At 67.9% G+C, this 10,674-nt stretch carries 10 protein-coding genes; 6 read left to right on the forward strand and 4 right to left on the reverse strand.

Annotated features, from left to right (window positions below):
• Positions 1 to 136 precede the first annotated feature (136 nt).
• Positions 137 to 1,099 (reverse strand): hypothetical protein, encoded by a 963-nt coding sequence (locus tag FCN18_RS37110; RefSeq protein WP_137097374.1) that lies wholly within the window; start codon positions 1,097 to 1,099, stop codon positions 137 to 139.
• 230 nt (positions 1,100 to 1,329) lie between these two features.
• Between FCN18_RS37110 and FCN18_RS37115 the strand changes: the two genes are divergently transcribed.
• The 5 genes from FCN18_RS37115 (at position 1,330) to FCN18_RS37135 (ending at position 5,400) form a co-directional block, all read left to right on the forward strand.
• Positions 1,330 to 1,719, forward strand: coding sequence for a histone-like nucleoid-structuring protein Lsr2 (locus FCN18_RS37115; protein WP_137097375.1), 390 nt, complete (start codon positions 1,330 to 1,332; stop codon positions 1,717 to 1,719).
• A gap of 410 nt (positions 1,720 to 2,129) precedes the next feature.
• A complete protein-coding gene (gene fxlM / locus FCN18_RS37120) occupies positions 2,130 to 3,368 on the forward strand; it encodes a methyltransferase, FxLD system (RefSeq protein WP_137097376.1) in 1,239 nt (412 codons plus the stop codon).
• 218 nt (positions 3,369 to 3,586) lie between these two features.
• Positions 3,587 to 4,222, forward strand: a complete 636-nt coding sequence (locus tag FCN18_RS37125) for a hypothetical protein (protein WP_137097377.1) — start codon at positions 3,587 to 3,589, stop codon at positions 4,220 to 4,222.
• A gap of 28 nt (positions 4,223 to 4,250) precedes the next feature.
• Positions 4,251 to 4,874: a hypothetical protein gene (locus FCN18_RS37130; RefSeq protein WP_137097378.1), complete on the forward strand. Its 624-nt coding sequence runs from the start codon at positions 4,251 to 4,253 to the stop codon at positions 4,872 to 4,874.
• Between the two features lie 61 nt (positions 4,875 to 4,935).
• Positions 4,936 to 5,400 carry a hypothetical protein gene (locus FCN18_RS37135; protein WP_137097379.1) on the forward strand — a complete coding sequence of 155 codons (465 nt, stop codon included), beginning with the start codon at positions 4,936 to 4,938 and terminating at the stop codon, positions 5,398 to 5,400.
• A gap of 16 nt (positions 5,401 to 5,416) precedes the next feature.
• Here the strand turns inward: FCN18_RS37135 and FCN18_RS37140 are convergent, their stop codons facing one another.
• Together FCN18_RS37140 and FCN18_RS37145 are read right to left on the reverse strand one after the other, a co-directional pair.
• Positions 5,417 to 6,487: a hypothetical protein gene (locus FCN18_RS37140; protein ID WP_137097380.1), complete on the reverse strand. Its 1,071-nt coding sequence runs from the start codon at positions 6,485 to 6,487 to the stop codon at positions 5,417 to 5,419.
• A 503-nt stretch (positions 6,488 to 6,990) separates the two neighbouring features.
• Positions 6,991 to 7,920: a hypothetical protein gene (locus FCN18_RS37145; RefSeq protein ID WP_137097381.1), complete on the reverse strand. Its 930-nt coding sequence runs from the start codon at positions 7,918 to 7,920 to the stop codon at positions 6,991 to 6,993.
• A gap of 285 nt (positions 7,921 to 8,205) precedes the next feature.
• Here FCN18_RS37145 and FCN18_RS37150 point away from each other — a divergent pair, with 285 nt between their 5' ends.
• A complete protein-coding gene (locus tag FCN18_RS37150; RefSeq protein ID WP_137097382.1) occupies positions 8,206 to 9,057 on the forward strand; it encodes a hypothetical protein in 852 nt (283 codons plus the stop codon).
• Positions 9,058 to 9,174: 117 nt separating this feature from the next.
• Here FCN18_RS37150 and FCN18_RS37155 read toward each other — a convergent pair whose 3' ends face one another.
• On the reverse strand, positions 9,175 to 10,479 hold the full coding sequence (locus tag FCN18_RS37155; protein ID WP_137097383.1) for a hypothetical protein: 1,305 nt from the start codon (positions 10,477 to 10,479) through the stop codon (positions 9,175 to 9,177).
• Positions 10,480 to 10,674: the final 195 nt, after the last annotated feature.

The following is a 10,674-nucleotide window of genomic DNA, read 5'->3' on the forward strand; positions in this document are numbered from 1 at the left end:
GCTCCCTTCCGGAGACACCCCGCCACTACCCGTCAGGGTAGCTGCACTCCCCGCAAGACTTCGCCCGCGTTGACACCGAACGTGCCGAACGAGTGCCACAACGTGAACACCTGGGTTGCTGGCAGCGGCGGCAGCGTCAGCGGCGGAATCCGCGCTCGGGATCGCGGGTGGGCACGTTGCCGAACTCGCCGAACCACTCCTCGGCCGCGTCGTAGGACAGGGGGATCGGATGAGCGAGCAGCCCCTCGTAGTCCTTGTCCTGGAACAGAGCGTCTTGCAGGATGTGCCAGTCGAAGTCGAACCGGGAACCCGGGTACGCGGCCACAAAATCGGCGTGCAGGTCGGGTTCGTCGTGCTGGCACCGTTCGGCATCCTGGATCGCCAGATCCAGGGCGATCTCCTCGGCGGTGCACGCCGGGATGGGACGTCGCCCGGCAGCCAGATCGCAAGCCAGGTCGTCGAAGGCCCGCGCGTAGCGGCGCAAAAACCAGGGGTCTCGGTCGGCCACGCACGGCGGGATCGTTGTGTCCGCGTCTATTGCGGGCCCACCGCCGGCCAGGGGAGTCTGCTCGGCAATGTCGTAGACCTCGTCGGCCAACCTGCCCAGGGCCGCGTCCAACGCGGCGGCGGTGCGCGGAGTGATCACCACCGGCAGACACACCTCACAGTCGAACTGGCGGCACCGGGGACACTCGGCGCAATCGTTGCGGCAGGTCCCGCACACCTCGCACCGGCCGGGACAGTTCGTCGTGGTAAACAACCCCGGGCCCCGCTCACACAAGCCCGGTAGCGCCGCCGCGACCCGCAGGCGCTCCTGCGCGGCACCGGTGCGGGCTAGGCGAGGCAGGAGGGCGGACACCGCGGCGCGCACGTCGTCGGCCACGTCGGCGAGCACGGCGTCGAGCTGGCGTTGCGCGGTGTCGCGGTGCTGCACGATCCCGTTGAGCGCGTCCGCCAGCACGGTCGCGGCCGGGCCATCGACCAGTTCGGCGAGCGGTTCGGCCACCGCCCCGTCCTCGCTGGTGTGGATGCCCAGCACCCGGTGCCCGGTGTCGGTGTGCTCGGGCACGAAACACAGGTAGGTCATGTCGGCAGCCATCGATGAACCTTCGTCCCACATCCGTGCCAGTACGCCTCAGCATCGCACGCGCGCACCGTCCACCGGCCGCAGCATGGAGCGAGCCCTCGACCGGCCGCGCGAATCCCGACCGGAGCAACGGGGACGTGGTGACCCGCATCGAGATTATTGATCGACCGGAGCTAATGTGAATTGTTACCCCACGCAGGAATTCTAATAGAGAAACAATAGAGAAGAACTGGAGGATATTCATGGCGCAGAAAGTTCGAGTCGACTTGGTCGACGATATCGACGGAAGCGATGCCACGCAGACTGTCCCGTTCACGTTGGATGGCGCGGCCTACGAGATCGACCTGTCCGACGACAACGCCGCGCGCTTGCGCGAGGAATTCGCGCCCTTTATCGCGGCGGGACGCCGAACCGGGGGCCGCAAGACACGCTCGACGACGCCGAACATCAACGGCGCCAAAGTTGCCACCGACCGAGAGCGCACGCGCGCCGTCCGAGCATGGGCTCGCGAGAACGGCTGGCCTGTCTCCGACCGGGGCCGTATTCCCGTCGAGGTGCTGACTGCATACGACACTGCCCAGCAAGAACCGGTCGCCACCAAGTCTCGATCGCGATCCCGCCGCAAGAAATAGCACATTTCGGCTCGAAACCTCGGAACCGGATCGACCAATGGGCGCGAAACTCCCCATTGGCCGATCTGGTTCTCTTTCTGTTCGTACGCTTCGCGGAAATGGCGTCTCCGTAATCAATGAGTTCGCGCAGGCGCCTCGCGCAGTGCAAGTCGCGATGTTCCGGTCTCCAGTCAGCGAGAAGCCGTCACTACACCCGATCGGGTACAACTCGTAGCAGGTGAACGTCGCACCTCGTGATCACCGCACGTCGGCATCGGGCCGTGCCGATCGGAGAGCGTCGCGCGACGCATTGGGCGGGGCGTCGTGCCCGGTTTCTGTCGGGGGTGTGGCCCAGAATCGGCGACCGGCTCGCTCGATCGCCCAGGCTCACGGGCACCGACCACGCAACCAACTCGTCACGAAAGGCGCCGATGAACCTCACGACGACCGACATGTCGCCCGAAGCCCTGCGGGAAGCCCTGATAGGCAAAGTCAAGGACGCCGGCTATGCCCGCAACGGGGCCGTCGAAGACGCATTGCGGACGGTCGAACGCCACCACTACGTCCCGGACGTCGAACTGGCCGACGCCTACGCGAACGACATCGTGGTCACCAAACGAACCCCGGAGGGCGAGGTGCTGAGTTGCGCCTCGCAGCCCGGCATCGTCGCGCTCCTGCTGGACCAGCTGTGCCCGCAGCGCGGTGACCGTGTTCTCGAAATCGGTGCCGGAACCGGATACAACGCGGCGCTGCTGGCGCACCTCGTCGGCAAGGAAGGCCGCGTCACCGCCATCGACGTGGACGGCGACATCGTCGACTACGCCAGCGAACGCCTCGCCGCCGCCGGTATCGGCAATGTCGAGGTCGTGCTCGGCGACGGTGCCCATGGATACGAGCCCGGCGCACCTTACGACGGCATCATCGCCTCGGTCGGCGCGTACGGAATCCCCGACAAGTGGTTGTCCCAGCTGGCACCCGGCGGACGGCTCGTGGTACCCCTGCGGATTCGCGGGAGTGTGTCGCGCTCGATCGCGTTCGAGCGAGCCCGCGACGGCGGCTGGCGCAGCGTCGAGCACGCGATGTGCGGCTTCGTCCCGCTGCGCGGCGGGATCGCCGACGACCCCCGCAGCCGGATCGACCTGACCGGCGACAACACCGTCACCCTCCAGTCCCACCAGGACCAGCCCTTCGCCCCCGAGCGGCTGACCGGCGTACTCGACCAGCCGCGCAGCGAGATATGGACGGGGGTCACCTTCGCCCGGATGGAATCGTTGGAGTGGATGTACCTCTGGCTCACCTGCGCCCTGCCCGGCGGCCTGCGCAGCATGCCAGCCGAGCAGACCGCGATCGACTCCGGCCGCATCACCCCGATGTTCCGTACCGGGATGGCCGTGCCCGGCGACGGCGAGCTGGCTTACCTCGCCAAGCGTCCCGGCGGGCACGACAGCGAGGGCCACGAGCTCACCGAAACCGGCGTCGTCGGTCACGGCCCCCACGGTGGTGCACTGGCGGCCCGTGTCGCCGACGAGATCCGCACCTGGGACCGGGACTTCCGGCACCGTGGCGCCCGGTTCGAGATCCCCGCCGACGGCACCGATACCTCCGACCCCACACGCGGCCGGTTCTTCCTCGACCGCCCCCACCACCCCATCACCGTCGTCTGGCAGTAGCCGAAACACCTGGTGAGGCTCGACCGCGCCGGACGACTACCGGATTCACGAGAGGCCGGGGCGGCGCATTCTTGATCGCCGCTCCGGCCTCGTCGTCCTTCCCAGTCAGGCCGATGCCCGACGACGCCTGGGCATCGGAGCCTTCGTCCGGCATGGAGGCGTCGGACTTGACCGATCGCCCGTTCGTGTCGGCACTGGGGCTGGCTACGGTCACTGTCGTGACCGAAACCGAAGCGGGTGCTCGCCACAAGCCCAGTGCGCTGGAACTAATCGCGGAGTGCGTCGGACGGCTGCGGATGACCGATCCCACGGACACGCGGGCATCGCTTCTGGCGGCGTGGCACGGGTTCGGCATCGCCGAGGCCGCCGGCCGCATGCTGCGCGGCGACAACGACGGGGACGCCGTGCTCGCGGGCAACGCGACGCCGGTGTTCGAGGCCGTCGCCGTGCTGATGCGGCGGGCGCCGTCGATGCCCTACACCGACTTCGTGGTGGAGAACGTCAGCGGCCTGGTTCCCGAGGGCTACCGGCCGACGGACGACAGCGACCAGTTCGACGATCCAAACGTGGTGGCGGACCTGTCAGCGGCGGGCCAGGTCCGCCGCGGGATCCTCGCGCTCGCACTCGAACTGAACACGCTGCTGCCCGAAGCAGCTGAGAACGCCGAGGCACCGGACGACCGCATCGCGTGTGAGCATGGCACCAGGCTGGCCTACGAGCTGTCGAACTGCTGGGAGGGCAAGCTCAGCTCGTACCTGAATGGCGGGCGGGATCTCATTGGCGACCGCAGGACGCCGCCGGCGGGCGCGAAACCCAAGCAGGGCAAGAAGAAGCGCAAGCCGAAGCGGAAATGATCTGAGTATGTTGCCGACGGATCGGGTCGTGCTGGTCGACCTGGAGAACGTGGTGGGGTTTCGACCGAAGCGACGAACTTTGCGTACCCGGATGACCGCGCTGCTCGACGCAGCCGGGCCCCGGCACCACGCCGTCGCCGCCTACGCCTCCCTCGAGGACGCCGACGACGTCACCGCCTCCACGCTGGCGGCGCTCGGCGTCGCACCCCTGCGCGTTACGCCCGGGCCCGACGCCGCGGAACTCGCCCTGCTCGCGCACGCGCGGCGGATGCAGGCCGACGGCTGCGCCCGTTTCACCGTCTGCTCCGGCGATCACGCTTTCGCGGTCCTTGGCGACGCGGACGCCTCGTCTCTCGAAGTCCTTGTCTGGCAAGGACAACCGGTCGCCACCGGCCTCACCGCTGCCGCCGACCACGTTCGCCGTCTTCCTCGGCTGGGCGACGGCGATATCCCGGCCGGCCCCGGGGACACCGGCAATACCGGGCGCCTCACGCAGCATCAGGTCACATCCCGCTCGAAGCGACAGGCTCACGTGCCGTTGGACAATCTTGTTACAGGTTTCGCCACCGGCATCGGTATCGCCCTCGGTGCACGGCTCGGCAGCCTACTCTGGCCCGGCGCCCCTGTTGAGGAGCGTCGCCGACCGTGTTAACCGTCAGTGTCGGTGGTTTCACTTATGGTGGACTCATGCCGACGTTCACGAACGCCTGACCATGCGAGCCGACAACCTTCGCGTCGAACGAGCCGCCGTCGCCGCGACCGAACTGTCGCTGTCGCGGTGCGCAGAGCTCTACACGGCCGTACCCGTCGTTGATCACGGGGCCGACCTGCTTGTCTACCAAGTCGAGCCGTTCCGAGTCGCCCAAATCCAGGTCAAAGGCACAACACGCGGCCTGAAGGTATTCCGGCAGTACAGCCAGAGCCCCATGATCGTGTCCTACGTCCTCGATCCACTCGGTGCCGCGGAAGTGTTCCTGCTGACCGGCGGGCAAGCGTGGAATCTCCCCGACAAGTACATCGCCAGCGGCGGCCGGGCAGGTGATCACCACCCCGACAACGCCACCTACAACTGGCCAAGTCGCACCCGGTTGCTGTCCTCGATGCTCGCCCAGCACCGGGCCACACCCCAGCGATGGCTCGACGTGTTCGAGCAGACCGTCACGCCAGCCATTCCGTGATCGCCCCGCCAGACAGCTAGTGGTCGTCTTCGATCAGCCGGGCGCGCCACGCGCGTGGGAGCAACCTGGCCAAGGTGCCAGCCCAGCCGGGAACGCCGTGCTCGGCAGCGTGATCACGCCACGCGCCCTTGACCGTGGCGCGCGCGTGCTCGGCTGCGTTGATGGAGGCGGGGTACTGGGTGCCGGGTAGGAAGCGGCCCTTGACAGGGCAGTGCTCAACCCCGGCGGCGCGCAGCGCGCACGACCGGTGCTGGCCGTTGACGAGCTGATCGCCGCCGTCGTCCCATTCGATCGGCTCGACCACCATGATGTGCAGCCAGTGCTGTTCGTCGTCGGTCAACTGGTCGTACTCGGGATGAGCGCGGAAGGCCGGCCGCTCGTCGCCATCGAGGCATTCCCGCAGGATGCGGACGAGTCGTGGCCAATCGGGTTGGTGGTACGGACATCGCGCCATGACCGCGCGCGCCTCATCCGAGAGAAAGGCCGCAGCGTGCGCTGCCTGGCGGTTGGGTGCGGACCGGGCTTCGGCTTGGACGATCCGGTAGAAGCCGCAGTCGGTCTGGTGATGCGGCCAAGGCAGCGCCGAGAGCGGCACGGTGCGCCACCCGTGGATCCCCTCGATGGTCAGCCGCCGGTAGTCCGGGTCGTCGAACTGGCTGGGGTACCAGTCCGCTTCGTCCACCTGCGGTCGCGTCGCCTGGTCGAGACGGTTCGCGGCGGCGCGCTCGGCGTTGGTCGGTGGACGGCTTGCGGCCAGTTCCAGCGACGGGTCAGGTGTCCAGAGGCTGCGCGGCTCCAATATCTGCCGTTCCGGGTTGACCTGCGCCTGGACCGTGACCTCCTGGCGTGCCGTCAGGAGCAGGATGCCGGACAGCCCGTACACACTGACCGCGATCACCTGCGTGTGCCAACCGGGGTCGGCGAAGACCTCTCGGGCCGCAGGTTCGTCGAGGTAACGCAGGTGCTCGACCCGTGCGAAACCCTCATCGATGTCGTGATCGCTCGCCGGCCACCGATCAGCATGAACGAGCAGGTAGTCCCCAACACGGAGAGCCGAGGCGGGTTTGGTGAACCCCGTCGCGCGCACCGGTGCCTTCGGGGTAGTGCTCGGCGCCGCCCACTCGACGGGCTGTCGGAGCGGTTCCGGAATGCGTCGGCGCCGCGGCGGCTTCTCCCCGGCAGGAACACCACCGGAGAACAAGGAGCTGCGCGCGGGTGGCCACCAGGGGTGCTGCCGGTCGTGCTGTGCGCGGTGCTCGCTGGCCCAATCGAGCACGCAGACGTCTCCGCTGCTCACCACGACCGGACCCGGCACGCCATGGCACCACAGCACCGCCAGCGAGAGCCCGTCCACGTAGGCGCTGTCGAGGACTCGTGGGGTGACCTCAGCCGGAACCCGTTCGATTCGCTCCACCAGAGCGAAGCCTTCGTCGACGGCACGGCCGTAGGCGGGAGGGCGGCCTGTCGTGACCTGGAGATAGTCGCCGACCAGCACGCTCGCTGAGTCTTGTGGTCCACGCGGACGCACCGCGCCTCCGTCGGGTTGTCGATGACTTCTGGTCAAGCGGTAACCGGGCCGTTGATGGCGGCTTACCCGACCGCGACCGTCACGCTCAGCCGCTTGTGGTCGCTGTCGGGATCGTCCGGGTCGACCGGTTCGTGGATGCACGCCGAACCCGGCACTACCCGGTCCGCCAGCGCGGGGCTGAGCAGGATGTGGTCGATCTGCGCGCACTGCCGCCCGGACGGCTTGGGCAGGTTGGTGCCGGTGTAGATCCCGGCCTGCTCGGCCATGTCCACGAATCCGATCCCGCCTTCGCGCCGATCTTTCTGGTCGTTCCAGGCTCCGCACAGGTAGTCCAGCGCCGACGTCGCGCGCCGGTACGGGCGGTCCGGCAGCCCGCCGGTGTGGCGCATCCGGTGCAGGAAGTGAGCGGGCTGATCGTAGATCGCCCGGTCCTCCAGGTCGGTCAGTTCGTGCTTCGGGCCGGAGAGATGTTCGTTCATGTCCATCAGCACCGCGCTCAGCCGGCCCTTGTACGCCAGCCAACGGAGCGCCTTGGCGTCGGCGACGTGGTAGCTCTCCTCGTGCAGGTCGCCGTGGCCGGTAACCAAGTGCAGGATCTCCTCGCCGCCCACCGGCCGTACCGTCAGCAGGTTCCGGTTGCGCGCGGCGAAGTCCGGTGCACGGTGGTCGAACCAGCGCTTCACGATCAGGGTCTGGGCGTCGAAGAAGATGCACGGCGCGAACGGACCCCACTCCCTCGGCAAGGAGCAGGGCAGCGGCACGTACGCCCGTCCCCCTGCCTCGCGCATGGCTTCCGCCGCGCCCCACATGCCCGCGCCGCCGAAATACTCGTAGTAGTCGCCCTCTCCCATGACGAGCACGTGCGGCCAGCGCTCGCGCATCGTCCGCACCAGGCCGGTGAAGTCGTAGCCGCCCGGCGGGTTCTCCCCACGGGCTGAGGCGTTGGTCATCCCGCCGTGCTCGTAGTTGAAGTACGCGAGGTCGATCTCCATGCGGGTCATGCTTGCGCACGCCAGCTGGTCGAAGGTTCAGCGTTGTCGTGGACGCGGTGCTGGCGGATGGTCGCGAGCTCGTGTTCGTCGTGCACGTTTCTCTCCCCGTCTCCCTGCGTTCTGACTGACACGACAGTAGCGGTCTCGTTACGCACCGCCGACCTTCTGCTCCTGTCTTTCCCGCACCGACACTGCCGCAATCGGCGTAGGATGTCGCGGCGGCGGCCGGTGAACAGCCGGGGGTGGCCGGAAACCGTCAGGAGCGCGAAGGCCATGCTTAGGGATATGAGCAGCCGCGATGCTGAACCCGTCGACGATCTCGGCCGCGCCATGCTGGCTCGCCACCCGCGAGGCGCGGAATGGCACCAACTCGATGTGACCGTGGCGGCGCTGACGTTCGACCAGCTGATCCGCATGGCTGCGACCGACACGACTGACAGGTCGCCCGCGCGCCAGCGAGTGATCGCGGCCATCACCGACGACGAGCTCGCCGGTCGCCTCGCCTCGCGGTGGGTGCGGTGGTTCGACACCTTCTCGTTGCCAGCGCCCACCGGCTACGACGACCCGATTGCCTTGCTGCACCAGCCCTATCGACTCGCGAAACTCACCACCGACGACCCGATGGACTGGCACCGCGCCGTCCTGCCGGTGTTCGACGCCGGGCTGGCCATTGCCGCCGCCGGGCACGATCCGGCTGGCCAAGCCGACTACGAGCTGCTGACCGCGCCGTGGCGGGATGCGTGCTTGCCTTCCCGATTCACCGTCGCCAGCGCCTATGGACCGCACACCCAGTCCGCGCTGGCCGTACTGCGGTTTGTCGTCGGCTTGTCCGCGGGCCTGCTGCGAGGACTCATCCGCGAGCGTGCCCGGATCGATCAACACCACTGGGAAGCCGCCGAACACGCGGTCGCCGAAGCGTCCGTCGCGTGCGGATATCCGTTTCGGGCACGCAGCCTGTACTGGGAAGCCGTCCCCGCCGCCGAGGAAGCGGCCGTCGAATCACCCACCGACCGACTCCTGGTAGACGCCCTCTGGGGCGCCGCCGCAACACAAGCGTTCGCCGGGCGCCTGGACCATGAGGTCGCCGCGCTGCTCGCCCGTCCGTGGCGTGCAGCGGGTCTGGTCTTGCCGGGATAACCGGCCACCACCCGGCCGACGGCGACCGGAGAGTCGCTCGATGATCACCCACCTATGCAGGGACGTCCGGACCGGCGCACCGGACCGGCACACGCATTTCCACGTGCGGATCGAGCGTTACCGCTCGTTCAGGAAGGCCGACTTGACCAGCTCGGCGGCATCCACGAGCGAGCCGGCGGGGACAGCCATCTCGCCCTCCGTGGCCAGGTCGCTGCTGTCTTCGGTGAGCACCCAGGTCACGCGCACGGAGGTGGCGTGGGGGTCGCGGACCACGATCACGTAGTCGTCCTGATCGGTACGCCACTCCACGTTCGGCCGTAACGACTCCGGCGTCAGCGTCACCTCGGCGTTCGCGCCGCGCTGATTCCAGTCCACCGGGTAGTCGCGCGGGGTGATCCGCGAGGCCACCGGATCGACCACGCTCCAGTGTGGAGTCTCGCGTCCCTGGACCGGCTCGACCAGCCGCGAAAGGTCAGCATCGTCGCGCTCGCCGAAGTCCACGATCTCGCAATCGTGAAAGGTCAGCACGATCTCCGGTCCGGCGACGAACCGGTCCCGGCTGACCACACGCACTCCCACACCATCCAATGCCACGCCGAACAGGTGCGCACGACCTGCCGCGACGTGCGCCGGGCGTGCCCGCCTCCACGCTTCCAGCCGCGCAGCCCGATCCTCTGCCGTCGGCGTCACCGCGTCGCCGAACAGTCCAGGTGGAACGTAGCCAGGCAGCGGCGGTGCCTTCTCCTTCGATGACGACTCGAGATACCGCTGCTCTTCGTGGTCATATAGCCGGTCGAGAATCTCCGCGATCCGGTCGACCCGGTGGATCGAGCCGAGGAGGCCGATATCGAGCGCGATCGGAGGCCGCATGACAGCGCGGGCACGCTCCACAAGCGCCATGATCTCGCCGGCGTTCGCGGTCCTGGTGTTGCTGTGATCGCGCACGTAGATCGCGCCATCGGCCAACCGTTCCTCTCCGGGCGCGCCCTGGTACTCCTTGTGGCAGGGGTAGATGGGTTGGCCGTCCTCGGGTGGCAGCCCGATGACAAACAGCACCTCCCGATCGCCATCCACGCCGATCCGGCCGAATTCGAAGCCAGGGAACGTCGCACCCAGGTAGGGGCGGAGCCGGTTCGCGAGCTCGTGGGACTCCGCGCCCCGCGCGACGCCGACCGCCTCGCCCTGCTGCGCGCCAATCACCAGCACGGCGTAGCCCTTGAAGTGCCGTGCCGCATCCTCGGGTAGCCGGTTCGCGCAGGCCAGGAGAAACTTGGCCACCTTCACCAGCCCCGGCTTCGACGAGATGTCCCCGGCGCTCTTGACTTCGAGGTAGCTCGTCTCCGCCGCATCACCATTCGCGACTACGTAATCCAGAACGGACCGCAGAATGCGCTCGCCCAACGGCACGACATTCGTATCCACCCACCAACCTCCACACGCCTGCCTTCGCCCGTTCGGTTTACGGTAATGCCAGCCCTCGAATTCGCGCGCGAACGAGGCAAAACCCCAGGTCATCCGTGTTGCCGGGCACCCTTGAGCACAGCAGGAAGAACGGAGACATAACGGAGCCCAGACTGGCCATTAGCAACCGCAAACATGATCTTGAAGTCAATGAAA

Source organism: Prauserella endophytica, assembly GCF_005146945.1.
Classification (GTDB): domain Bacteria; phylum Actinomycetota; class Actinomycetes; order Mycobacteriales; family Pseudonocardiaceae; genus Prauserella_A; species Prauserella_A endophytica.

Bases quoted from the DNA above. Each gene is read 5' to 3' on its own strand.
- FCN18_RS37150 (WP_137097382.1), top strand. From the start codon at position 8,206: ATGAGCAGCCGCGATGCTGAACCCGTCGACGATCTCGGCCGCGCCATG.
- FCN18_RS37145 (WP_137097381.1), bottom strand. From the start codon at position 7,920: ATGGAGATCGACCTCGCGTACTTCAACTACGAGCACGGCGGGATGACC.
- FCN18_RS37115 (WP_137097375.1), top strand. From the start codon at position 1,330: ATGGCGCAGAAAGTTCGAGTCGACTTGGTCGACGATATCGACGGAAGC.
- FCN18_RS37135 (WP_137097379.1), top strand. From the start codon at position 4,936: ATGCGAGCCGACAACCTTCGCGTCGAACGAGCCGCCGTCGCCGCGACC.
- FCN18_RS37110 (WP_137097374.1), bottom strand. From the start codon at position 1,099: ATGGCTGCCGACATGACCTACCTGTGTTTCGTGCCCGAGCACACCGAC.
- fxlM (WP_137097376.1), top strand. From the start codon at position 2,130: ATGAACCTCACGACGACCGACATGTCGCCCGAAGCCCTGCGGGAAGCC.